This window comes from Rhizobium johnstonii 3841 (assembly GCF_000009265.1).
Classification (GTDB): domain Bacteria; phylum Pseudomonadota; class Alphaproteobacteria; order Rhizobiales; family Rhizobiaceae; genus Rhizobium; species Rhizobium acaciae.
Genome location: NC_008380.1, coordinates 4,635,403 through 4,660,695 on the forward strand (window position 1 = coordinate 4,635,403; position 25,293 = coordinate 4,660,695).

Here is a 25,293-nt window from a genome sequence, read left to right on the forward strand (position 1 = left end):
AAGAATGGCACGCTTCTTGCGTAGCTTGGCGTAGAGCCGAGCATATTCGGCGGAAGCCCACGAATTCTCACAACCGGAAGGTGGATGAGTTCTCGGACATTTGGAGTAGGCCGGTCGACGGCCAGGAGCAGATGACAACCTATTCGATCGTTCTAGGACGCGAACGCCATGTCTTTCAGGATCTGAAATCGGTATTGGCTTGCGCTTCGCCGCTGAAATCCGGTGACGTGCTGGCCGGGATCGCGGCGTCAAGCAACGAGCGGCGGGTGGCCGCCCGCTACCTGCTCGCGGATATGCCTCTCAAAACTTTCCTGGAGGATCTCGTCATCCCATACGAGATCGACGAGGTTAGTCGGCTGATCGTCGACCGCCATGATTGGATGGCATTCGCGTCGGTATCTCATATGACGGTCGGTGAGTTTCGCGATTGGCTTCTCTCTTATGACGCGACCTCCGAAAAACTGCTTGCCATTGCACCAGGCCTCACCCCCGAAATGGTCGCGGCGGTCTCCAAGATCATGCGCAACCATGATCTGATCACTGTCGCCGGTAAATGCAGGGTGGTCACTGCCTTTCGTTCCACGATCGGTCTGCCCGGCCGACTGTCGAGCCGTCTTCAGCCCAATCATCCCACCGATGATCCTGAAGGTGTTGCCGGCTCGACGCTCGACGGACTTCTCTATGGGATCGGCGATGCGGTGATCGGCATCAACCCGGCGACCGACAATCTTGAGGCCTGCACAAGATTGATGGTTCTTTTCGACCGGCTGCGCGAACGGTTCGAGATCCCGACCCAATCCTGCGTGTTGACCCATGTCACCACGTCAATCAAGGCGATTGAGGCTGGAGCGCCGCTCGATCTGGTGTTCCAGTCAATCGCCGGCTCGGAGGCTGCCAACAAGGGTTTCGGCGTCGATCTCGCCGTCCTCAGGGAAGGCCAGCAGGCAGCCCTTTCCATGAAGCGCGGCACGGTCGGAAACAATGTCATGTATCTGGAGACCGGCCAGGGCAGCGCCCTCTCGGCCGACGCCCATCATGGTGTCGACGAACAGACGATTGAGACCCGGGCCTACGCCGTTGCACGTGAACTCAATCCGTTGCTTGTCAATACAGTGGTCGGCTTCATTGGCCCCGAATATCTTTTCGACGCCAAGCAAATTATCCGCGCCGGGCTCGAAGATCATTTCTGCGGCAAAGTGCTTGGCGTGCCGATGGGGGTCGACGTCTGCTACACGAACCACGCCGAAGCGGACCAGGACGATATGGATAATCTGATGGTGTTGCTGACTGTCGCGGGCGTCAGCTTCCTCATCGCGGTGCCCGGCGCCGATGACGTCATGCTCAATTATCAGAGCCTTTCCTACCACGATATTGTCGGCCTCAGGCACCAGTTCAATCGTCCGCCCGCCCCGGAGTTCGAAGCCTGGCTCCACCGCATGGGCATGCTTGATCACACGGGTCGTCTTGCGCCTGCCAGCGCCTCGGGCGCTTTTTCTCGCAATCTCTTGAGCTACAGGGCATCGGCATGAGTCCCTTCGAACGAGATCCGTTTGCGCGGTTCCGCAACGCCACACGCGCCCGAATTGGGCTTGGCAGAGCGGGCGACGCGTTGCCGACATCGGCAATCCTCGACTTCCAGCTCGCCCATGCCCGGGCGCGGGATGCCGTGCATGGTCAAGTGGATTTTGTCGCCCTTGCCAAACAGCTTGCTCCCGTGCCGACGGTCCGGATCCGGTCTCGCGCCAAAGACCGTACGATCTATCTGGCGCGCCCGGATCTCGGCCGTCAGACCAACACAGCCGATCTCCCGAGCTCAGGCGATCGTTATGATATCGCCTTCATCATCGCAGACGGACTTTCGGCCTCGGCGGTCGAGCACCACGCGGTGCCGCTGTTTAAGGCATGCATGAAGCGTCTTGGCGACTTCAGCGTCGCCCCGGTGATATTGGGCGAGCAGGCGCGGGTGGCATTTGGTGATGAGGCAGCGGCAGCGTTCGGTGCGGAAGTTGCCATCGTGCTGATCGGCGAGAGGCCGGGACTAAGCGTGCCTGACAGTCTCGGCACCTACATCACGTTCCGACCGCAATCGGGACGGCGTGACAGCGAGCGCAATTGTATTTCCAATATTCATGCCGACGGGCTCGGCTACGAGGTCGCAGCCGACAAGATCGTTTGGATCGTCCGGGAGGCGCTTCGCTTGCAACTGACCGGTGTCGATCTCAAGGAAAATGCCGAAGGCGCCATAGAAGCGCTGCCACACCAAGAATCATAAAGTTCAATCTACAAAAAAAAGGGGAACAATCATGTCAAATTCTCAACCGACGCTCGCCAAGAGCCTGACCGGGCTGCATTTATGGGGACTTGCAGTCGGCCTCGTCATCTCGGGCGAATATTTCGGCTGGAGCTATGGCTGGGCGGCCGCTGGGACACTCGGCTTCTTGATCACCACGATCCTGATCGCCGTCATGTACACCACCTTTATCTTTTCCTTCACGGAATTGACGACGGCCATTCCGCATGCCGGCGGCCCTTTTGCCTATGCGCTCAGGGCTTTCGGCCCGCTCGGCGGCTTCGTTGCGGGCTTTGCGACATTGGTTGAATTCGTCTTCGCCCCTCCGGCCATCGCGCTTGCCATCGGCGCCTATCTCAATGTGCAGTTCCCGGGGCTTGATCCGAAAATGGCGGCCGTCGGCGCCTATATCATTTTCATGGCGCTCAATATTGTCGGAGTCACGATCGCGGCAACCTTCGAACTCTTTATCACCGTTCTGGCGATTGCCGAATTGCTGATCTTTATGGGTGTCGTCGCGCCGGGCTTCTCTTTTGCCAATTTCGCGGCCAATGGCTGGGCTGGCGCCCCTGAATTCTCGGTCGGTGCCATTGGAGGCATCTTTGCCGCCATTCCATTTGCCATCTGGTTTTTCCTGGCGATCGAAGGCGCGGCGATGGCGGCTGAGGAGACCAAGAACCCCACCCGCACCGTTCCCATTGCCTATATTGCGGGTATTCTGACACTCGTCTTCCTCGCCTTCGGCACCATGATCTTCGCCGGTGGCGTCGGCGACTGGCGTACGCTGTCCAACATCAACGATCCGCTACCGCAGGCGATGAAGGCGGTCGTGGGCGAATCCTCCGGTTGGCTGCATATGCTGGTCTGGATCGGCCTCTTCGGCCTGATTGCTTCCTTTCACGGCATCATCATGGGCTATTCCAGGCAGATTTTTGCGCTGGGCCGCGCAGGCTACCTCCCTGAAGTCCTTGCAAAAATCCATCCGAAATTCCGCACGCCTTATCTCGCAGTCCTTGCAGGTGGCGCCGTCGGCATCGCAGCCATCTTTTCTGACAGCCTGATCCAGATTGGCGGTCTGCCGCTGACCGCCAATATTGTCACCATGTCGGTGTTCGGCGCGATCATCATGTACATCGTCTCGATGGCATCGCTGTTTAAGCTGCGTCGCGCCGAACCTGAACTCGCCCGACCCTTCAGGGCCTGGGGGTATCCCGTGGTGCCAGCCATTGCCCTCGGACTCGCCCTCGTCGCGCTGGCAGCGATGATCTACTACAACTTCCTGATCTTTGTGATCTTCCTCGCGATGGGCGTGGTGGCATTCGGCATTTGGCGTTTGCTGTCAGGTGGCATCGCCAAGGAAGCGGCAGCGTCCACGTAACAAGGCTCTCTGGCCCGATCACCGGGAGGCAACCGGACGAACCGGTTCCGATCAATATCGATGCCCCCCGCCGAAGTTTGGCGGGGGTCATTTCAGCGCAAAGCTTAGCTGATATCATTACGTTCCAGGGCCAGTGCCACGTTCGCCACCGATTGGTTCACCGCACCTGACGATGGACTCGCCGCGTCCTTGTGACCCGCCGCGCCCCCAATCCCAGCAACGCCGCCACGACCCAACCTCCGAGAAATCCAATCGCGCCCCAGACGAGACCGGCAAAGCTGACGGGCACGCCGGGTACGAAGTCGCGCCAGGTATTGGCGAAAACGACGTCATCGGCATTCCCCAGCAGAACAAAGGGCTTGGCGACGGGTGCGGCGGTGCCGAGGTGGAGCTGCTGCGACAGCAGCGTTTCGTAGCGCGAGATCGTGCTCTGCATCGAGACGCCGCGGTCGCGCAGGAAATCGTCGGATGATTGGGCATAGGCGCTCAGCGCCTGTTGGCGATCGAGATGGTGCGCGGCCGCCTGGGCATTGAAATCCTCGACGATGACGCGCAATTCGTCGATCGCCCCGCCGATCCGCTGGCGGTATTGCTGCGCAAATTCCGGCGCCTGCGAAAAGACCGTGCCGCCGGCAAGCCCGGCGACGATGGTGATGATCCTTGCAATCGGTCCCATGAACAATGCCTCCGGCTATCCCCTTGCGCTAACGATCCGGCGCGTCAAAGGTTTCTGCCGTCGACACAATCGGTAACTCTATGTGATTGAACCGACGGCGCTTCCGGCGAGTTGATGCCGTGACCAACTCAGAAAGAGAGGCTCGTCATGAAACAAATTATCCTTGCCTGCACGCTCGCTGCTGCGTCCATCTTTTCCGCAATGCCGTCCCAGGCGGCAAGTGTGACCATTACCACGGATGACGCGCGTCCTACTTACCGTCATGCCGAACGGCCCTATTACCGTCATCATATGAGGCCACGCCACGTCTCCCAGGATTGCTTCACCAAGACCGAAAAAATCCGCCGTCACGGTCACACGATCGTCAAGGAAACCCGAATCTGCCGATAAGGCAATCCATGCAGGAAAAGCCCGGCCGATCCTCCCCGGCCGGGCTTTTCCTTTCTGATCTCGCCGATGAGGAACTTCGCCATATCAGCTGCGTTTATCGCGAAACAGGAGTATTCATCATGCGTATCAAGATGACTCTTTTGGCAATCGCCTATGTCGCCGTCAGTGTTCTGCTGCTCGCCGTCGCCTACCAGCCGCAGGGGTCGGGCGCCGCGCAGAAGACGGATCGTCTGGCCGGCTCGTCCTTCCTCGTCGAACGCTTCGCCGGTTGATCGGCGGCTTGTAGGCGACGATGGGGAAATAGACATCGCCCGGGAGGGACCCGGGCGCAGCGGCCAGCCGTTGCTTAATGTGTGCCGTCGAGCGAAGATCCGCCAAGCAGGATCCGGTTCTGCACCGCATGCACGCCCTCGACCGCCTTGGCGACCGCGGTTGCCCGCTCGATTTCGCCCACCGTGGCAACGGTGCCGCTCAGCACGATCTGATCGTGTTCCATCGTCACCTCGACATCGGACGCATCGATGCCGCCGGCAATCGCCAGCGCATTGGCGACAGCCGCCTCGACCGATGCGCGATTGGCGATCTCTATTTCCATCTCGGGTTCGAGCCCGTGAAATGTCTGCTCCTTGAAAACCATGTTCCGTTCCTCCGTGAATAGCTCGTAGGAAACGCTGATCGGCGGAGTTTGGTTCAGCACACGCTACCAGTTGACGCGATAGCGGAGATTGACGCTGCCCGCCTCACCCCCTGAAAATGGATTATTCACCGCGGCATCGAGGTTGAGGTTCGGCAGAATGGCCTGGCTGACCCCCACCGTGCTCGACAAGTCGCCGCTGGCATTGCTGACGCCTGTGCCTGCCGAAAGCGAGGTTCCCGTCCAGGGATGGATCAGCTTCAGCGCCTGCGATGCCGTCACCGAAGCCTGCCGGGCATCGACCGCGTCATATTGCACGCTGATGGAGCGGCTCGATTGCATGTCGAGCGAATCGGAGAGGATCCAGCTGCGCGAGCGGCTGAGGGTCAGCGCGCCGCTGCCGCGCAGCGTGTCGACGCTGACGCTGGCACCCTGCTGTGACCGGCCTGCCGGGGTAACGCTCGTTCTGCTGATCCTGCCCCAAAGCATTGCCTGTTGGGAATCAGGCAGCAGCGCGCCGCCTTTGGTCGAGGCAAGCGCGAGGTCGGCGCCAGCGCTGGTTTCCCATTCCGCCGGCAGGCGGAAACCCACCGTCGCCTTGTAGGACCGGTCCGAAAGCTTAGCCGGCGACCAGATCAGCAGGTCGTCCGCCTTCGCTGCGGCCGTGAGCGAAGGCAGAATGGCGAAAAGGATGCATGCTAATTTGAATGTCGTCATGAAGGTAAAGCGTTTTGACCTGCCACAGGGCCGCTGCGCGGAAGTCGACACAGCAGCGCATATGAAAGCGTTCGCAACGAACGCAATGGGATCACGGCCAAGCCGCCCATCCCGGTTTCATCCTCGATTTAATGTATGGCCGAAAGGCCGGCGGCACCGAGTGCCTGTTCTTCGATGGACGCCGCGGCGCCCCGACTTGCCCATGCGACCGTAACCGGCCGCAACGGAACCGCGATTCCTCAAGCAATGTTAGAAGGATCACATCCAGCCGCTGCTCTGTAAACCCCTCAAGGGTTGAAATCTGCTGCACCGCACACTTGCCGCCCCCTCCAAAGCCTAGTAGAGCCTGAGCCTACGAGAGAAATTTTCGCGAAATTCCACATGATGACCGGCAAAAGCGCGCCGCGGCGCCTCAGCATCTTCGGTTCGACGGGTTCGATCGGCCAGAATACACTCAATGTCGTCGATCACCTGGGCGGACGGGAGAACTTCGAAATCTCCGTGCTCACAGGCAGCGGCAATGTCGAATTGCTGGCCCGGCAGGCGAAATCATCCGGCGCGCGGCTGGCGGTGACGGCAAACGACCGCCATTACGAATCACTGAAGAGCGAACTTTCCGGCACCGGCATCGCGGTAGCCTCGGGAAAATCCGGCCTGATGGAAGCCGCCGACCGCGACGTCGACTGGGTGATGGCAGCAATCGTCGGCACTGCGGGCCTGGCGCCGACGCTTGCCGCTGCCCGCCGCGGCGCCGATATCGCCCTTGCCAACAAGGAATGCCTGGTATCGGCCGGCGATCTCTTTATCGCAGCGATCCGCGAAGGCGGCGGCAGGCTGCTTCCCGTCGACAGCGAGCACAACGCCATCTTCCAGGTGCTGGAAGAGAACCAGCGCCACGCCGTCGAGCGGGTCATCCTGACGGCGTCGGGTGGCCCCTTCCGCACCGCCTCGCTGCGTGACATGGCGGATGTGACGGTGGAAACTGCGCGCGCCCACCCGAACTGGTCGATGGGATTGAAGATCTCGATCGACAGCGCCTCGATGTTCAACAAGGCGCTGGAGATGATAGAAGCCCTGCACCTTTTCAGCCTCAGACCCGAACAGATCGAGGTCATTTTCCATCCGCAATCGATCATCCACTCCATGGTCGGCTATACCGATGGGTCGGTGCTGGCGCAGCTCGGCGCGCCCGATATGCGCACCGCCATCGGTTATGCCCTGTCCTTTCCGCGCCGGCCGAACCTGCCGGTCGAGCGGCTGGATTTCGCCAAGCTCGCCCGGCTGGATTTCGAGGCGCCGGATGAGGTGCGGTTTCCGGCGCTGCGGCTCGCGCGCCTGGCGATGACACGCGGCGGTGTTCAGGGCGCCGTGCTGAACGGCGCCAAGGAAGTGGCGCTCGAAGCCTTCATCGAAGGGCGGCTCTCCTTCCTCGCCATGGCCGAGGTGACTGAGAGGGTCATGGACGATCTGGCCGGCCTGCCGCAGGCTGCCGGCATGGACGATGTCTTCGCCGCCGACAGGGAAGCCCGGCAAAGGGCGGCGGAACTCATGACACTAGCGATCGCCGAGTGAGCTGATCGTCGAGCGGTCGCGCGCCTGTGATCGTGACCGGCGCTATTACCGCAATCGGTTGCCACCCTCGTCGAACAAGCGGCAATCCGACGGTTCAAACAGCAGGCTCACCTGCTCACCCGCCGCGATGCTGATCGGTGACCGATGCTCGACGGTGAGTGACTGGCCATCGGCAAGCTGGCAATAGAGATATTGCGTTCCCCCGAGATATTCCGAAAAATCGACCCTGGCCGTCAGGCTGCCCGATAGGTCGGATGCCACCTTCAGATGCTCCGGCCGCAGGCCGAGCGTCACCGCGCCGCCAACCGGCCTGTCCGCCGGCGGTAGGCCGCTTTCGATCTGCCGGCCGGCGACTTCGACCAGGCCCCCCTCACCCCAGCGGGCATTCAAAAGGTTCATTCGGGGCGAGCCGATGAAGCCCGCCACGAAGGTATTGGAGGGATTCTCATAGATTTCCCGCGGCGTTCCCGCCTGTTCGACGCGGCCGTCGCGCAGCACGACGATCTTGTCGGCGAGCGTCATCGCCTCCGTCTGGTCGTGCGTGACATAGATCATCGTGTTGCCGAGTTCGCGGTGGAGGCGGGCGATCTCGATGCGCATCGAAACGCGCAGTTCGGCATCGAGATTGGACAGCGGCTCGTCGAACAGGAAGACATCCGGCTTGCGCACGATCGCCCGGCCGATCGCCACACGCTGCCGCTGGCCGCCGGAAAGCTGTCCCGGCCGCCGGTCGAGAAGATGATCGATTTTCAGGATCGCCGAAGCGGCCTTGACGCGGGTCTCTATCTCCGCAGCATTCGTGCGCGCCATCTTCAACCCGAAGGCCAGGTTGTCGCGCACGCTCATATGCGGATAGAGCGCGTAGGACTGGAAGACCATGGCGATGCCGCGCTCGGATGGATCGAGATCGGTGACAACACGTCCCTTGATCTCGACCTCCCCGTCGGTCACGTCTTCCAGGCCGGCGATCATGCGAAGAAGCGTCGATTTTCCGCAGCCGGAGGGGCCGACGAAGACGACGAATTCACCCTCCGCGATCGTCAGGTCGATCCCGTGGACCACCTGCAGATTGCCATAGCTTTTTCGCACGTCCTGGAGCACGACGCTCTTGTTACCCATACCGTTCGTCATCCCCAAAAAGACCTATCTGTCCGACTGGACCCAGACGAGCATCTCTCCGGGCGCGCGGTTGTCCCAGAGATGATAGGGCACGAAACGCGCGGTGGCGACCTGCCTTTCGGCCGGCGCATTGCGGTAGAGCGCTGTTCCCCAGTTCGATGTTTCCTCGCGCTCGACCTTGAGATCGAGGGCGACGGCATCATTGAGATCCTTCAGCACGACGGTTTCGGCTGTGGAGAGCTCACGGGGCAGGACGATGGCGTTGAGGTCTTCGCCATTGTCCGTGGTTTCGACGCAATAGACCAGCGGGCCGCGCATCAACGCGACGCGCCCGGCATCCTGGCGCACCTTCGGGTTGGCATATTGCGGCCGAAGCGCCAGCGGCAGGTAGAGGGCGACACGATCGCCCGCGGCCCACTCACGATCGATCCTGATATATCCGTCCCGCATATTGGCGTTGAGATCGAGCATCTCTCCATTGACGCTGAGGGTGGCACCCTCCGCCCAGTCCGGAATGCGCAGCGACAGCGCAAACTTCGCCGGCTTCTCCAGCCTGGTGGTAAAGGCGACCGCCCCTTCCCACGGATAGTTGGTGGTCTGCTCGAGTTCCACCTCGGCGCCGTTGGCCAGCTTCAGCCTTGCGGTGCTCTCGCCATAGAGGTGCACGGCGATCTCATTATCCGAAACGGCGTACATGTAGGAGCCGATCGAGGTCACCAGCCGGGCGATATTCGGCGGGCAGCAGGGGCAATGGTGCCACTTCCACCGGTGGTGCTTGCCGGCACTTTCGAGCGGATTGTCATAGAAGAACGTCTTGCCGTCGGTCGAAAGCCCCGGCAGCGCGCCGTTGTAAAGCGCCTGCTCCATGATGTCGGCATAGCGCCGGTCCGGACCGCGGCCGAGCATGCGGCTCGCCCAGAACACCAAGCCGACCGAGGCGCAAGTCTCCGCATAAGCGGTATCGTTCGGCAGATCGAAGTAATCGGTAAAGCCTTCGTTGGAGGCAGCCGGCCCGATGCCGCCGGTGATGTACATCTGCTTGGTCGTCAGATCGTCCCACAGCGTTTCCAGCGCCGCCGTCAGGCTATCGTCCTTGTATTCGGTGGCGATGTCGGCCATGCCCGAATAAAGGTACATGGCGCGCACGGCGTGGCCGACGACCTTTGTCTGCGCGCGCACCGGCTGGTGCGCCTGCGCATATTCATAGGTCTTCTGGTGGTACTCGGAGACATCGCGGCCGTCGCGGCTTGCCTCGGCGGTGAAGAAATGCGGTTCGGTGCCGCGTTCGTCGATGAAGTATTTCGACAGGTCGAGATATTTCTTCTCATCCGTCACGCGGGCGAGCTTGACCAGCGCCAGCTCGACTTCCTCATGGCCGCAATAGCCTGATATCTGACCTTCGCCATGACCGAAAATCTTGATCATGTAGTCGGCGTAGCGGCACATGATGTCGAGCAGCTTGCGTTTGCCGGTCGCCTGATAATAGGCGACGGCAGCTTCCATCAAGTGGCCGGCGCAATAGAGCTCATGATGGTCACGCAGATTGGTCCAGCGGCGGTTCGGCTCCACGCGCTGGAACCAGGCGTTCAGATAGCCGTCCTCGTCCTGCAGCTTCTCATACATGTCGATGATCTCGTCGGCGCGCGCTTCGAGCTTCGGGTTCGGCCGGCGATAGAGCGAATAGGCGATCGTTTCGATCGACTTGCCGAGGTCGGAATCCCAGAACATCTGCGTCGTCCCGCCCCACGGCTGAATGGGAATGACGACCCCAGGGCTCGGCTGGTCGACATCGATCGCCTTGAGCATGCCGGCCTCGACGCAGCGGTCGAGCAGGGTCTCGGCAGTGGAATTGCAGACGGCGTCCTGCCATTTGCCCCAGAAGCCGCCGAGCTCCACATCGGGAACGGCGACGGGACGAAACTGGCGGTCATTGCTTGGTTTGTTCATGGGTTCCACTTTCTCTAAGATCATTTCACCGCGCCGGCCATCAGCCCGCGCATGTAGTAGCGTTGCAGGAGCAGGAAGACGATCAGGCAGGGGATCGTCATGACGACGACACCGGCCTGCACCGCTCCCCAGTTGATGGCGCCGAGCCGTCCGGCGCGAACCGCCGTCATCAGCACCGGCAGGGTGTATTTCTCATTGCTGGAGAGCAGCACCAGTGCGGCGAGAAACTCGTTCCAGGCATTGAGGAAGGCAAAGATCGCGACCGTGGCGACACCGGGAAGCACCAACGGCAGAAGAACCCGGACCAAGAGCCTGAGGTCGCGTGCGCCGTCGATGCGCGCGGCCTCTTCGATCTCCTTCGGCACGGCGTCGAAGGCGTTGCGCATCATGAACACCGAGAAGGGCAGTTGCAGCGTCACATAGACGAGCGTCAGCCCAAGCAGCGAATTGTTGAGGCCGAGCTTTGCGAGGATGATGAAGAGCGGCGTCAGGATAGACTGGAACGGGATCATCAGCGTCGCGATGATCAGCACGAAGAGCGCATTCTTCATCGGGAACCGGTACCGCGAGAAACCGTAGCCGGCGAGCAGGCTGACGGCGACGGTGAGCACCACGGTGGCGACCGAAACGAACAGCGAATTGATCATGTGCCGCCAGATGCCGGCGCCGAACGTATCGAGCAGCGCGTAGGAATCGATGCTGACGCCGGATATCGGCCATGGCGGCAAAGGCGGCAGACTGGCCTCCGTGCCATGCCGGAAGGACGACAACAGCGTGATCACGAAGGGGGCGAGAAAGAAGATCGATATGGCAATGCCGGTCAGATGATAGGCCGACTTCGTCCGAATGGCCTTGCGCGCGCGGCGTTCCCTTGAGGTGGTCATGGACGCTCCTCCCCGACGCGAAGCAGCCAGAGCTGCACGATGCTGATCGCCACCAGGATGGCGAGAAGCACGATCGAGAGTGCTGCGCCATAACCGAGATTGAACGACACGAAGGACTGATTGAAGATGTAGTAGACCACCGAGATCATCTTGTTCTGCGGACCGCCTGACGTCATGATGTAGAACTGGTCGAAGGCGAGGATCGAACCGGTGACGGAGACGATCAGCGCCAGCGCGATCGTCTTGCGCATCAGCGGCAGCGTCAGATGCCGGAAACGCTGCCAGCGGCCGGCGCCGTCGATGCGGGCCGCCTCCGTCAGTTCGGACGGAATGGCCTGAAGCCCGGTCAAAAGAATGATCATGGTGAAGCCGGCGATCTTCCAGACGACCATCACCACGATCGTCAGAAAGGCGGTGTCGAAGGTCGCAAGAAGATTGGGGCTCTTTTCGACGAGGCCGAGCCCTCTCAAGGCCGGGCCGATGAAGCCGCTATCGACATTGGCGAGCCAGACCCACAGCAGCGAGGCTGTGGCAAGGCCGACCACGACGGGCAGGAAGATGATCGTGCGGTAGGCACCGACGAACTGCCGTTCCTTCTCGACGAAGATTGCCAGCGGAAAGGCGATTGCGAAGATCGCGATGGTGACGATCACGGTGTAATAGGCCGTGAAATTCAGCGCCGTCATGAAACGAGTGTCGTTGGCCATGCGGAAATAATTGTTGAAGCCGATCCAGCGAGACGCCCCCATCAGCGGCCAGTTGTGCAGGCTCATCCATCCTGTGAAGAGAACCGGCATGATGAAGAAGACGATGACCAGCGCCATGGCCGGCGCGATGTAGACGAGGCCGCGCCAGTTCGATCTGCGCCGTCGCCTGCGCCGAGGCAATAGAATCTCTGAACCGGAACCGGTCATCAAAACGCTCCGCATCTGTCGAGTGAAATTGGCCGGGAAGCTGCCACCGCTCCCCGGCCGCGGCCGAGGGAGAGTTTACTGGCCGCTATCGATGATCGATTGCATTTCCGATTGCGCACTCGAAAACGCGCCGTCGACGTCGTCGCCGAAGATCGCGGCGTTGGTGAAGCTTGCCCATGGCCCGTTGGCGCTGTTGATCACGTCGTTGAACTGCAGCGTATAGGGGGTCTTGGCCACGCCGATCGCCTTCAGGCCAACCTGCATGCGCGGATCGAGGCCCTCAAGCACCTTGTCGGCGATATCGCCGCGCGTCGGCAGGCTGCCATACTTCGCCATGATCTTCTGGCCGTCCATCGAATACACATATTCGAGGAACTCCTTCACCGCGTCGATCTTCTTCGTGCCCTTGGTGATGACGAAGTTGTCGCCGCCGGCAAAGGACGAAGGCTTCCCGTCAACGCCAGGAATGAGCGTTACGCCGAAGTTGATATCGGGATGCTCGGTCACCAGCGTGCCGATGGCAAAGGCGCCAAGGCTCTGCTGGCCGATCTTGCCGTTGGTGAAGGTCAGGAAGTTGGCGCCGTTGTCGCTGGCGGCTCCCGCCGGCACCAGGTCCTTCTTGATCATGTTGCGGTAGATATCGACGGCCTTGCGCATCTGCGGCGTATCGAGCGTCGCCGTCTTGCTGTCGGCCGACAGGATATCGGCGCCCGCACCCCAGACCAGCGGCGTGAAGGTGAAGATCATGCAGCCGCCGCAGCCGCCGCCGGAGAAATAGAAGCCGTAGGTATCGTCACCCAGCGCCCGGATCTTCTCGGCATTGGCGGTGATTTCGTCCCAGCTCGCCGGTGCCTTTTCCGGGTCGAGACCGGCCTTCTTGTAAAGATCCTTGTTCCAGGCAAAGACGGAGGTCTCGACCGACAGCGGCAGGCCGTAGATCCGGTCCTGATAGGTGCCGAGGCGAACATGCGATGGCGAAAGCGAGTTGAAATAGGGCAGGGATTTTGCCCAGTCCGTCAGGTCTTCGAGCTGACCGGCCGCGGCAAAGGCGGGATTATAGATCAGATCCATCGACAGCGCGTCCGGCGCCTGTCCGCCGGCGATTGCCGTCGCATATTTCTGCACGAGTTCGGAGAACGGCACCTCGGTCATCACGACCTTGTTCTCGTGACCGGAATTATAGGCTTCGACGACCTTCTTGAAGGCGTCGCCGATCCCCGAGCGAACCCACATTTCGACATTTTCGGCAGCCGACGCGGCCGACACCAGACATAAGGTAGCGATGCTGGTCGCCGCCAAAAGACGCTTGATCATGACACTCCTCCCAATATGGCGCATCTCCTCGCGCCTTTGCTCATTCTCTTGTTCTCATCCCTGGGGGGCTTCACCCCCGCATGACTGCCGGACGATCAGCCGGCACGGCAATTTCCTCACTCCCGGTTCGACAGGCCGTCCTTCCGCAAGCGCGAGCACCGTCAAACCGGCTTGCCGCCCGAGCTCCTTCAGTTCCATGTCCACCGTCGTCAGCGGCGGTCGCGTCTGGGCCGCGACAATCTCCCAATTGTCGAAGCCGATGACCGAGACGTCCTGCGGCACCTTCACGCCGCGCTCGCGCAACGCGTCCACCGCGCCGCGGGCGATCTGGTCATTGCCGCAGAAGAGCGCATCCGGTTTTTCTCCCGGTCTCCTCCAAAGCTGATCGACCGCCTCATGCCCCCAGCTTTCCGACCAGACGCCGTAGAGCACCGGTTCGCGGTGACCGGCCACCTCGTGATAGGCGCCGGCACGTTCCCGCACCGAGAAGAAGTCCTCCGGCCCGGTGATGTGCGCAATCCGCCGCCGTCCGATCTTCACGAGCCATTCCACCGCCAGCCGCGCACCCTGTTCGTCGTCCGAACGGAAGGTCACGCTGTTCTGCGTCCCCTCCGTGAATGCGTAGACGACAGGCACATGCAAATTCGACAGATCGACAGGCAGGCGTCTGTCCAGACGTTTTCCCGTCGCGATGATGCCATCGACCTGCTTGTCCAGCATTGCGTCGACATGGATCTGGGCGAGCGCCGGATCGTCTTCGATGGCGCACAGGAAGACCGAAACGCCGTGATCGACGAGTGCGTCGGAAATACCCGCCATGACAGGCAGCGTGAACCGGCCGTAAGTGTCGTTCGTCAGCAGCCCGATGGTGAAACTGCGCTTGCTGAGAAGACCTCTCGCCAGCGCATTCGGCCGGTATCCGATCGCAGCGGCGATCCGTTTCACCCGTTCGCGCGTTTCCGACCCCATCCGGCCGGTATCATTCAGAGCTTTCGACGCCGTCGAGATGCTCACCGCGGCAGCCGCCGCCACCTCGTGGATGGTGATCCTGCCTCTTTTTCCTCCCGATATATTCAGCACGTCCTCCTTCTGAAGTGATCTGAGAAAAGCTTTTACCAATCCTTATGTCAAGTGAGAAAAGGTTTTCTCATGCGACGCCAAGGCTCGAATTGGCAGGGCCGGTTGCGGGAGAGGCAAGCACAGGGAAAGATCGATGCGCATCGGTCAGGCCGATTGCGATGTGTCATCGGCGTTGAGACCAAGCGAAGAGCGGATGATCCTGGGCGGGCAAGGGAGGTTTGTTGCAGCGTCTTGCGGGAGCAAGACCGATCGCTGTCAAGGCCTCCAGTGGAGGCCCTGAATTACGGTTCGAACCGAGCGATCATCGAAAAATCAGGCGACGTGCCTTGCGAGCGCGCAGCGCGACCAGAGCGAATGCAGCGCCTCGACCAGATGGGCGATATCGGCGTCGGAATGCAGCGGCGTCGGGGTGATACGCAGGCGCTCGGTCTTCTTCGGCACTGTCGGATAGTTGATCGGCTGGACGTAGACGCCGCAATTGTCGAGCAGCAGATCGGAGATCCACTTGCACTTGGCCGCATCGCCGACCAGCACCGGCACGATATGGCTCGGATTGGGCATATGCGGAATGCCGCGCTGGTCGAGCAGTGCTCTCAGCTTGCGGACACGGTCCTGATGGCGGGCGCGTTCGAACTGGCTGACCTTCAGGTGCTGGATGGAGGCAACAGCGCCGGCGGCAAGTGCCGGCGGCAGCGCGGTGGTGAAGATGAAGCCGGAGGCAAACGAACGGATGAAATCGCAAAGCGCCGTCGACGCGGCGATATAGCCGCCCATCACACCGAAAGCCTTGCCGAGCGTGCCCTCGATCACGGTCAGACGGTCCATCAGCCCTTCGCGCTCGGCAATGCCGCCGCCGCGCGGGCCGTACATGCCGACGGCATGCACTTCGTCGAGATAGGTCATCGCGCCATATTTGTCGGCGAGGTCGCAAATCTCCTTGATCGGGGCGATATCGCCGTCCATCGAATAGACGCTCTCGAAGGCGATCAGCTTCGGCGCCTTCGGATCGGCGGCAGCGAGCTTGGCCTCGAGATCGGCCACGTCATTATGCTTCCAGATCACCTTGTCGCACTTGGCGTGGCGAATACCCTCGATCATCGAGGCATGGTTCATAGCGTCGGAGAAGATTATGAGCCCGGGAATCTTCGCACCGAGCGTGCCGAGTGCCGCCCAGTTGGAAACATAGCCTGATGTGAAGATCAGTGCCGCTTCCTTGCCGTGCAGATCGGCAAGCTCACGTTCGAGCACGACGTGGTGATGGTTGGTGCCAGAAATATTCCGGGTGCCTCCCGCACCCGCGCCACAGTGGTCGATGGCGTTCTTCATCGCCTCGATCACCTTGGGATGCTGGCCCATGCCGAGATAGTCGTTGGAGCACCAGACGGTAACTTCTTTTGCGCCATCGGCCGTATGGCGCGTCGCGCGCGGAAAATTGCCGCGGTGACGTTCGAGATCGGCAAAAACGCGGTAACGGCCCTCGGTGTGAAGCCCGTCCAGCGCGCTTTTAAAATACGCTTCGAAATCCATCATATGCTCCAGTATCACGCGACCGTTCTTGCTGACCGGACGTTCGCGCGTCAACCCTTGCCCCTTGCTTTAACATCAACTGCGGCAAAAGGCGCAGAGTTTTGAATGATTCCAGATAAAGAATATGCGAGCGGCGATCAACGAAATTGATGTGGCAAGCATAATGGAAATTCGCGAAACCGTGCAGCTGGCGACAACATCCTGTATCGAAAAAAATCAGGACAGCAGTGGACAACCCTTTCTTCCGACATAGTTTTCGGGCTAGCCTATAAAAAACAGAAGGGACGGTCCCCGCCCATTAAGGCGGCAACCCAGGAGAAAAAAGATGAAGAAAGTTGCCATACTCGCATTGATCGGCCTGTCGATCGCAAGCTGCACGCCGACGCAGCAGGGCGCCGGCATCGGTGCTGCATCAGGTGCCGTCATCGGCGGCGTCGTCACCGGCGACGTCCGTGGCGCGGCAGTCGGCGCCGCTATCGGCGGCGTGTCCGGCGCCCTCATCGGCAGCGTCGCCGAACAGCCCGGCCAGTGCTACTATCGCGACCGCTACGGCCGCCGCTACATCGACAGTTGCCCGCGCTGAGAGCGCTTGGAAATCGGCAAATTCAGGAAATCCCGGACACAGGTCCGGGATTTTTTGTGCTAAATTAGCGCGTTGGCAATTTAAAATGGTACACCCCGCGCGATTTTGCCGCTAAGCTGTTCATGGCTGGGCAACGAAGCTTCAATGTAGACACAACCAAAAGCGGCGGATGCGGATCAGAGGGACAGGCCCGAAAACAGGTACTGCGTATCGGCGAACAGGCACCATGATGGTGGTCGCAGCGGCAGCTGCGTTCTCACCGGTCCTGATCGGCGACGCTTACGCCTTCAAGCTTTTCGGCATCACCATTTTCGGCAAGGAAGAAGACGAAGGCGAACAGGTGCCCGATCCGGTGCGCTACCAGGTCGACCTCAAAGCCGATACCGCCGATCCCGACCTGAAAGAAGCGTTGGAAAACAGTTCCCGTCTCGTCAGCGACCAGAAGCTGCCGGTTTCCGGCGATCTCGGCATCGTCGTCAAGGCGCGCGACGACCGAGAGCGGCTGATCGCCACTCTGTATGAAAAGGCCCGCTATGGCGGCCTGGTGACGATCACCATCGACGGCAAGAATATCGACGATCTGCCGCCCAATCCGACATTCGACCGGTCCGGACCGATCCCGGTCACCGTCGCCATTGCTCCCGGCCCGGTTTTCAAGGTCAGGGAGGTCCAGTTCGGCGGCGATGCCGCAAACCATAATCCCGCCGATTACGAGCTCGCCCCGGGCGCTGAGGCCGGCTCGCTCGCCATCATCAGGGCCGGCGACAAGATCGTCGAACAATTGAAGAGCGAAGGCCGACCCTTCGCCAAGTTGACCGAACGCAAGGTGGTCGCCGATCACAACAGCGATACCGTCGATATCGTCCTTGCTGCCGATGGAGGCCCCATCGCTCCGATCGGCGATGTCGGCGTCACCGGCGAGAAGACCGTCAAGCCAGCTTTCATCCAGCGCTATTCCCGGCTGAACAAGGGCGAAGCCTATTCCCCGGAAACGTTGAAGAAAGCCGGCGAGCGGCTTCGCGCCCTCGGCGTCTTTTCGAGCGTCACCATTCACCAAGGAGATGCATTGGCATCGGACGGCACCTTGCCGATGACGATCGAAGTTTCCGAGGGCAAGAGGCGCTACTTCGGCGTCGGCGCGCAATATTCCACCACCGACGGCTTCGGTGTTCAGGGATATTGGGGCCACCGCAACCTTTTTGGCGAAGCCGAAACGCTGAGGATCGAGGGATCGGTCTCCAGGCTTGGGGAAACGACGGATGTCGGCAGCCTCGACTATTCCGCCGGCATCCTCTTCACCAAGCCCGGCGCCTTCTTCCCCGCCGCCACCCTGAAGGCCGGCATCGTCGCCAAGACCGAAAATCCGGATGCCTATAACGCCACGCTCGTCACCGCCTCGCTCGGCCTTTCCTACGAACTGACCGACCAGGACACCGTCTCGGCGAGCGGCGAGGTCAGTTGGGAGCGCGACGACGACGCCTTCGGCACGAACGACTATCTGACCTTCACCTTGCCGATCCAATATGATCGCGACGCACGTGACGACAAGTTCAACCCGACGGAGGGTTATCGCGCGACGCTCTCGGCTAAGCCCGGCTACGAGATCTTCAACGCCACGCCCTATGCAGCATTCGAGGGCTCGATCTCCGGCTATCTGCCGTTCGGACAGGAAGACGGCGTGGTGCTTGCCGGCAAGGTTGCAGCCGGCGTCCTGATCGGCGGCGACAGCATTGGGGACATTCCCGCCACGCAGCGCTTCTTTGCCGGCGGCGGCGGCTCCGTGCGCGGATACAGTTATCAGGAAATCTCGCCCTATAACGACAATGGCGATCCCACCGGCGGCCGCTCCTATGTGACCGGTTCGCTGGAGGCCCGCATCAAGATCACCGATACGATCGGCATCGTGCCCTTCGTCGATGTCGGCACCGTATCGGACAGCACCTTTCCGGGTTTTTCCGATATCCGCGCCGGCGCCGGCGCCGGAATACGATATGCAACGCCTTTCGGCCCGCTGCGGCTTGATTTTGCCATGCCGCTGAACAAGTACGAAGATGGCACAGATTACGGAATCTACGCCGGCATCGGCCAATCCTTCTAGGATTGCCGATTCCGCTCGTGTTTTCCGATCTGTGGGCCGTCATGAAAACGGGGTAGTGTCCGCGCCGATGCAAACGCTGACAAAAATCGTCAACTGGATCGTACGGCTCACCGGCTATGTCGTCGGCGCCACCTTGATTCTCGCGGTCGTGGCACTGGCGATCTTCGGCTTCACCAGTTTTGGCGCCCGCATCGTCACCGAAAAGATAGCCTCCACTCTGTCCAATCGCGACATGACGATAGAGGTTCGCGAACCGCAAGGCCTTTTGACCGGCGGGCTCCGCGCCGCCGAGATCTCCATTTCCGACACCAGGGGCGTCTTTGCGGAAATTCATGGCGTCGCGATCGACTGGAATCCGTTTGCGCTGCTGACCGGAACCTTCCATGCCAAACGCTTCGAGATCGAAGCGATCAACGTGCTGCGCAAGCCGGTACGCACCCTGCCCTCGCGGCCCGAGGCTGAAAATTCCGGCGGATTCAGCCTTCCGATCAAAGTCGATGTAGACCGCATCGCGCTGCCCGATATCAAACTTGCCGCACCGCTTGCCGGCCGCGCCTTCGCACTCGCCGCCGAAGGCAGCCTTTCGGCAAACGGCGATGGCGGCGAGGCCATCGTCAATGTCAGCCGTCACGCGGTTCCGGATGCGCGGCTTGCCGCCGATATCGCTTTTGCGCCAGCCGAAAACCGGCTGCGGCTGAAGGCACAGCTGTCCGAGCCGAAGGGCGGACTGCTGGCAGGCTTTCTCGGCCTGCCGGACAGCCCGGCCGTCAACATCGATCTCGATGGCCAGGGGCCGATATCCGATTGGAAAGGCAAATTGCAGGCTGCCCTCGACGGGCAGCAGCGCGCCGCAATAGAAGCCCGGCATCAGATTACCGAAGACGGGCTGCACCACCTCGACCTCAAGGGCGGCGGTGACCTAAGCTCGCTGCTTCCATCGGCATTCCGGCCGCTTTTTGCCGGCCAGACCAATATCGATCTTGCCACCACCTTCGACAATCACGGCAAGATCGATATCCAGACCGGCAATATCGCCACCGGCAGCGTCGTGATCGCCGCCTCGGGCACCCTCGATCCGGCCGGCAACAACAGCCTGAACGCCAATCTGCTCGGCACGTCGGGGCCTGTCGATTTCCGCTGGCCGCTCGCCGAAGGCGAAGCGCGCTTCCTTATATCAGGCCTCAACCTGGCGCTCACTGGCGATGCGCAGACCGCCCGACTGAACGTCAGCGGCTCGCTCGACACCGCAACCCTGCCGCAGGCCGATATCGGCAACGTCAAGCTGACGGCAAAGAGCGACGCCTTCAATCTCGCCGCCCGTTCCGGCAGCGTCCAGCTGCGCCTTGTTGCCGGCGACGCGACCTTTGCCGAGCCGAACCTCAACCGTGCGGTCCAAGGCCCGATCACCATCGCCTCGCCGCTGCAGATCTCGCCCAGTGGTATCGGCTTCAACGGCACCACCGTCGAAAGCGCCAATATCAACGGCGGCCTCAACGGCTCCTATCGGCTGACAGACCAAGCGCTGACCGGCAACCTCAAGCTCACCATCAACCCGGCAGCCCTGCCGGCTGCGGCAACAGGCAGGTTCGACGGACCGATCTCGCTCGAAAGCCAGGTGGTCGGCACCATTCCGTCGAAATTCGCGCTGTCCAATCTCGTCCTGAAGTCCGGCACGCTCGAAGCCGCCGGCAACGTCGCGCTCGACGGCGGGATCCTGAACGCCGATCTCTCCGGCCGGTTGCCTGACATCGGCAAGCTCATTCCCGGCGCAAGCGGTGGGGCGGGTTATGCGTTGAGAGTGGGAGGTGAGCTCCCGGCAATTTCCGTGACGGCCAATCTCAAGGCGCCCAGCCTTAAAATCGCCGACCGCGTGCTCGGCAACCTCAATATCGACCTGTCTGGTCTCGCCGATCCCAAGGCGCCGCAGGGCAGGATCGCCGCCACCGGCACGATCGACGGCCAGCCGATCGGCATCAACGGCGACATCCGCTCGCAGGACGGCAAGACGAGCATTCCGGCGCTGACCGCCGACATCGGTGGCAACCGGCTGACCGGCAATGTGGAACTCTCGTCCTCCCTTGAGCCGACAGGCGCGCTGACCTTCGATTTCCCCAATATCGGCCTGCTCGCCGCACTCGGCGGACAGAAGGCCGAAGGCGATCTCAAAGGGTCGCTCGGCGTCAGCAGCGATGGCGGCAGGATCGCGCTCAAACTGCTTGCGACCGGCGGCTCGATACGCCGTGATACGCTTGCGATCGTCAAGCCGGATATCGATGTCACGGTCAGCGATCTCAAAGCCCTTGCGGCTAACGGCACGGTCAAGGCCGAGGAGGTGAGTGCCGGAACGAACAGGCTCGCCGGCCTTTCGCTCGATTTTACCAAGCAGCAAGACCATACCGATTTCGATCTCGATGCTGCCTATGACGGCAATCCCGTGCTGGCCGCCGGCAATATCGAAGCGGCCGGCGGCACGATGCACCTGAACCTTGATCGCTTCTCGGCAAGCCCCCGCAATATCCCGATCGAGCTTGCCGCACCGACGCAGGTCGCCATCGGCGACGGTGCCGCCAGCCTGAACGGACTGACGCTGAAGACCGGCGCCGGTTCGGTGACCGTCACCGGTTCCGCCGGCGAAACGCTGAAGATCGATGCAGACATTCGCGAGCTGCCGGCAGCGCTTGCCAACGGTTTCGTGCCGAACCTGTCAGCCGGCGGCACGATCTCCGGAACCATTGCCGTGACTGGAACGCCGGCAGCACCGGTCGCCGACTTCAAGCTCGACTGGAAAGATGCGACGACGGGCCAGACGAAGGGAGCGGGCCTGGCACCGCTCGGCATCACCGCCGGCGGCAAATTCGCCGACAATAAGCTCGATTTCGACACGACGGTCGGCAGCAATGACGGTCTGTCGCTCAAGGCCGCCGGCAATGTCGCGCTCGCCGACCCGAAGGCGCCGGTGCTTGATGTCGACGCCGATATCCTCAATCTGCCTGCCCACATCGCCAACGGTTTCGTTCCCGATCTCGCCGCCGAAGGCACGATTACGGGAAAACTGGCGGCCTCCGGCTCCCTCGCTAGTCCCACCGCCCATTTCGATCTCGATTGGAAAAGTGCTGCGACGAGCCATACGAGGCGTGCGGGCCTTGCCGAGCTCGCCGTCAAGGCCTCTGGAAAATTCGCCGACAGCAAGCTCGATTTCGACACCGTGATCGGCGGCGCCAACAGCCTCTCGCTGAAGGCAAACGGCAATGTCGCCATCACGGGCACGACGATCGGCAACGTCAAGGTCGATGCCGCGCTGGCAAATGTCCCAGCAAATATAGCAAACAGCTTCGTCCCCGATCTCGCCGCCGAAGGCGCGGTCTCCGGAAAGATCTCGGCCAGCGGATCGCTCTCCGCCCCGAGTGCCGATTTCGACCTCAATTGGAAAGACGCTGCGACGAGCCACACGAAACGTGCCGGCCTTGCCGCGATCGGCGTGACCGCATCGGGAAAATTTGCCGAAAACAAGCTTGATTTCAATGCGGCAGCGAGCGGCGACAAAGACCTCTCGCTGAAGGCCATGGGCAATGTCGCATTGGCCGGTACGGCGATCGACAGCATCAAGGTCGATGCCCAGATCGCCAAGCTTCCGGCCAGTCTCGCAAATGCCTTCGTTCCGGATCTGGCGGCCGGCGGCACGATATCAGGCACCCTGTCCGCCGCCGGCACACCCGCCGCACCGAAAGCCGACTTCAAGCTCGACTGGACGGATGCTGCGACCAGCCAGACCAGAAGCGCTCGCCTCTCGGGCCTCGCACTTGCCGCATCGGGACGCTTCGCCGACAACCGGCTCGATTTCGATGCCAATCTCGGCGGCAAGGACGGCCTCTCGCTGAAGGCCGCCGGCAACGTCGCGATTTCAGGCACGTCGGTCCGCAATCTTGACGTTAAAGCCGATCTCGCCAACCTTCCGGCAGGCCTCGCCAACGGTTTCGTCCCGGGTCTTGCCGCCGAAGGCACTGTCTCGGGAACGGCATCCGCTTCCGGCGCGCTTCCGAAGCCGGCGGTCGATTTCAAGCTCGACTGGAAGAACGCCGCGACCGCCCAGACCAAGAGCAGCGGCCTTTCGGGCCTGAGTGCTGCAGCCTCCGGCAAATTCGCCAATGACAGGGTCGATTTCGACGCCAATCTCGCCGGCAAGGACGGCGTGTTGGCCAAGGCGACGGGCGGCGTGACGATCGCGGGAACGGCCATCCGGGACCTTTCGATCAATGCCGATATTCCCGCGCTGCCGGCAAATATCGCAAATGCCTTCGTTCCCGGTCTCGGCGCCGAAGGCACGCTTTCGGCAAGCGCCACGACGTCGGGAACCCCGGCCAATCCGATCGTCGATTTCAAGCTGGACTGGAAGGACGCCGCGACCAGCCATACCAAGGCTGCCGGTCTGTCCCGCCTCGCGCTGGCGGCAACGGGAAAATATGTCGGTGACAGGCTGGATTTCGATGCGAACCTGACTGGCGGCGGCGGCATTGCGCTGAAAGCAGCCGGCAATCTTTCGATCGCAGGCACCTCGATCCGCTCGGTCGACGTCACGGCGAACGCCACCAATGTTCCGGCGGGGATCGCCAACGGGTTCGTTCCCGGCCTTGCCGCCGAAGGCACGGTGTCGGCGACCGCAAAGGCCACCGGGGCGCTGTCGGCGCCCTCCGTCGACTTCAAGGTCGACTGGAAGAACGCCGCGACGAGCCAGACAAAAGGTGCCGGCCTTTCGCCGTTCAGTATCGGCGCATCAGGCAAACTTGCCGGAAACAAGCTGACGGTCGATACCAGCCTTGCCGGTGATGCCGGCATGTCGCTGAAGGGCGGCGGCAGCGTCGTCATCACAGGCGCTCGCGCCATCGACATGCGCTTCACAGGCAATCTTCCTTTCGCCGTGCTCGGCGCCCCGCTTGCGCAACAGGGCTTCGTCGCGGACGGCGTCGCCACCGTCAACCTCCAGATCGGCGGAACGGCCGCAGCACCCGTCATCAACGGCACCGTTTCGACCAATGGCGCGAAGCTGGTCGACGTCCGGCGCAATCTTGCCGTCAACAATCTGACGGCGACCGTGACCTTCAATGGCAGCCAGGCCGTGATATCGCGCCTCAGCGGCAACCTTGGCGGCGGCGGCACGATTTCGGCCAGCGGCACCATCGGCATCCAGCCGGCCGGCGGCTTTCCCGCCGACATTTCGATCAAGCTCGACAAGGCGGTCTATGTCGATGGAACCCTTGTCGTCTCGACCGTCAATGGCACGGTCGGCCTGCGCGGGCCGATCAAGAGTGCGACGCTGAGCGGCAAGCTGCGGCTGGACAAGACCTCGATCACGGTTCCGGAAAAATTGCCGACCTCGCTGCGGGAAATCGACATCCGCCATAAGAATGCTCCGCGCGCGGTGCTTGCGCAGCTGCGCGATGACGGCGAGCGTAAACCCGGCGAGAAATCCTCCGTAATCACACTGGATCTCGAAATCGACGCGCCCTCGCATATCTTCGTGCGCGGCCGCGGCATCGACGCCGAGCTTGGCGGCCGCGTCACGATCCGCGGAACGGCGGCAGCGCCCATCGTCACCGGCGGCTTCACCATGCGCCGCGGCCGGCTGACCATTCTCAACCGCCGCCTGGATTTCTCCGACAAGAGCAGGATCACCTTTGCCGGCGACCTGACGCCGGCGCTCGATATGGAAGCGACGTCGTCTTCCGGCACGACGACGCTGACCGTCGACGTTGCGGGCCTCGCCACCGATCCCGCGATCACCTTTTCCTCCTCGCCCGAACTGCCGCAGGACGAGGTGCTGGCGCAGCTGATCTTCGGCCAGTCGATGTCGAAGCTCTCGCCGGTGCAGATCGCCCAGCTCGCCGACGCCGTCAGCCAGCTGGCCGGCAACCGCTCCACCTCACTGTTCGAAGGCCTGCGCAATCAGCTCGGCGTCGACGATTTCGACGTCAGCACCGATTCCAAGGGCCAGACGAGCGTCAGCGTCGGCCGCTATCTTAACGATCGCACCTATTTCGAATTGCAGCAGGGCGGCTCGGCCGGCGCCAAGGCGGTGATCAACCTCGATGTCGGCCGCGGCGTCAAGCTGCGCGGAGGGGCCGGTGGCAACGGTGAGGGCGAAGCCGGGATTGTCTATGAACGGGAATACTGAG

Annotated in this window: 19 protein-coding genes; 9 read left to right on the forward strand and 10 right to left on the reverse strand. The window is 61.7% G+C overall.

Going from position 1 to position 25,293, the window contains the following annotated elements:
- Positions 1–80 precede the first annotated feature (80 nt).
- Genes RL_RS22520 through eat form a run of 3 tightly spaced genes read left to right on the forward strand, consistent with a single transcriptional unit; the run spans position 81 to position 3,668 of the window.
- Positions 81–1,529: an ethanolamine ammonia-lyase subunit EutB gene (locus tag RL_RS22520; RefSeq protein WP_041936485.1), complete on the forward strand. Its 1,449-nt coding sequence runs from the start codon at positions 81–83 to the stop codon at positions 1,527–1,529.
- The gene (gene eutC / locus RL_RS22525) at positions 1,526–2,272 is read left to right on the forward strand and encodes an ethanolamine ammonia-lyase subunit EutC (RefSeq protein ID WP_011653748.1); all 747 of its coding nucleotides are present in this window, start codon (positions 1,526–1,528) and stop codon (positions 2,270–2,272) included. Before RL_RS22520 ends, eutC begins: the two co-directional genes overlap by 4 nt.
- Positions 2,273–2,303: 31 nt before the next feature.
- Positions 2,304–3,668, forward strand: a complete 1,365-nt coding sequence (eat, locus tag RL_RS22530) for an ethanolamine permease (RefSeq protein ID WP_011653749.1) — start codon at positions 2,304–2,306, stop codon at positions 3,666–3,668.
- A 157-nt stretch (positions 3,669–3,825) separates the two neighbouring features.
- Here the strand turns inward: eat and RL_RS22535 are convergent, their stop codons facing one another.
- Complete coding sequence (locus tag RL_RS22535; protein WP_041936486.1) at positions 3,826–4,344, reverse strand: DUF2937 family protein; 519 nt, start codon at positions 4,342–4,344, stop codon at positions 3,826–3,828.
- Positions 4,345–4,491: 147 nt separating this feature from the next.
- Between RL_RS22535 and RL_RS37820 the strand changes: the two genes are divergently transcribed.
- Positions 4,492–4,734, forward strand: coding sequence for a hypothetical protein (locus RL_RS37820; protein ID WP_086935569.1), 243 nt, complete (start codon positions 4,492–4,494; stop codon positions 4,732–4,734).
- A 119-nt stretch (positions 4,735–4,853) separates the two neighbouring features.
- Positions 4,854–5,006 carry a hypothetical protein gene (locus RL_RS40240; protein WP_165422420.1) on the forward strand — a complete coding sequence of 51 codons (153 nt, stop codon included), beginning with the start codon at positions 4,854–4,856 and terminating at the stop codon, positions 5,004–5,006.
- 74 nt (positions 5,007–5,080) lie between these two features.
- Here RL_RS40240 and RL_RS22545 read toward each other — a convergent pair whose 3' ends face one another.
- Together RL_RS22545 and RL_RS22550 are read right to left on the reverse strand one after the other, a co-directional pair.
- Positions 5,081–5,371, reverse strand: coding sequence for a BON domain-containing protein (locus RL_RS22545; RefSeq protein ID WP_011653752.1), 291 nt, complete (start codon positions 5,369–5,371; stop codon positions 5,081–5,083).
- Between the two features lie 63 nt (positions 5,372–5,434).
- Entirely contained in the window at positions 5,435–6,085 is a 651-nt protein-coding gene (locus tag RL_RS22550) for a hypothetical protein (RefSeq protein WP_041936487.1), read from the reverse strand.
- A 381-nt stretch (positions 6,086–6,466) separates the two neighbouring features.
- On the opposite strand from RL_RS22550, the gene dxr reads away from it, so the two are divergent.
- Complete coding sequence (gene dxr, locus RL_RS22555; protein WP_011653754.1) at positions 6,467–7,657, forward strand: 1-deoxy-D-xylulose-5-phosphate reductoisomerase; 1,191 nt, start codon at positions 6,467–6,469, stop codon at positions 7,655–7,657.
- A 45-nt stretch (positions 7,658–7,702) separates the two neighbouring features.
- Here the strand turns inward: dxr and RL_RS22560 are convergent, their stop codons facing one another.
- From RL_RS22560 to hemA, 7 genes are all read right to left on the reverse strand, one after another.
- Complete coding sequence (locus RL_RS22560; RefSeq protein WP_173364448.1) at positions 7,703–8,776, reverse strand: ABC transporter ATP-binding protein; 1,074 nt, start codon at positions 8,774–8,776, stop codon at positions 7,703–7,705.
- A 24-nt stretch (positions 8,777–8,800) separates the two neighbouring features.
- Complete coding sequence (locus tag RL_RS22565; protein ID WP_011653756.1) at positions 8,801–10,723, reverse strand: glycoside hydrolase family 127 protein; 1,923 nt, start codon at positions 10,721–10,723, stop codon at positions 8,801–8,803.
- Between the two features lie 20 nt (positions 10,724–10,743).
- Positions 10,744–11,607, reverse strand: a complete 864-nt coding sequence (locus RL_RS22570; RefSeq protein WP_011653757.1) for a carbohydrate ABC transporter permease — start codon at positions 11,605–11,607, stop codon at positions 10,744–10,746.
- The gene (locus RL_RS22575; RefSeq protein WP_020572186.1) at positions 11,604–12,521 is read right to left on the reverse strand and encodes a carbohydrate ABC transporter permease; all 918 of its coding nucleotides are present in this window, start codon (positions 12,519–12,521) and stop codon (positions 11,604–11,606) included. The genes RL_RS22570 and RL_RS22575 overlap by 4 nt, the downstream gene beginning before the upstream one ends.
- Positions 12,522–12,596: 75 nt before the next feature.
- On the reverse strand, positions 12,597–13,835 hold the full coding sequence (locus tag RL_RS22580; protein ID WP_011653759.1) for an ABC transporter substrate-binding protein: 1,239 nt from the start codon (positions 13,833–13,835) through the stop codon (positions 12,597–12,599).
- 54 nt (positions 13,836–13,889) lie between these two features.
- The gene (locus RL_RS22585) at positions 13,890–14,867 is read right to left on the reverse strand and encodes a LacI family DNA-binding transcriptional regulator (protein WP_041936489.1); all 978 of its coding nucleotides are present in this window, start codon (positions 14,865–14,867) and stop codon (positions 13,890–13,892) included.
- 360 nt (positions 14,868–15,227) lie between these two features.
- Positions 15,228–16,442 carry a 5-aminolevulinate synthase gene (gene hemA / locus RL_RS22590; protein ID WP_011653761.1) on the reverse strand — a complete coding sequence of 405 codons (1,215 nt, stop codon included), beginning with the start codon at positions 16,440–16,442 and terminating at the stop codon, positions 15,228–15,230.
- Positions 16,443–16,767: 325 nt separating this feature from the next.
- Between hemA and RL_RS22595 the strand changes: the two genes are divergently transcribed.
- From RL_RS22595 to RL_RS22605, 3 genes are all read left to right on the forward strand, one after another.
- The gene (locus RL_RS22595; protein WP_011653762.1) at positions 16,768–17,025 is read left to right on the forward strand and encodes a YMGG-like glycine zipper-containing protein; all 258 of its coding nucleotides are present in this window, start codon (positions 16,768–16,770) and stop codon (positions 17,023–17,025) included.
- Positions 17,026–17,194: 169 nt separating this feature from the next.
- Positions 17,195–19,123 carry an autotransporter assembly complex protein TamA gene (locus tag RL_RS22600; RefSeq protein WP_011653763.1) on the forward strand — a complete coding sequence of 643 codons (1,929 nt, stop codon included), beginning with the start codon at positions 17,195–17,197 and terminating at the stop codon, positions 19,121–19,123.
- Between the two features lie 67 nt (positions 19,124–19,190).
- Positions 19,191–25,292, forward strand: a complete 6,102-nt coding sequence (locus RL_RS22605) for a translocation/assembly module TamB domain-containing protein (RefSeq protein ID WP_011653764.1) — start codon at positions 19,191–19,193, stop codon at positions 25,290–25,292.
- The last annotated feature ends 1 nt before the right edge of the window (position 25,293 follow it).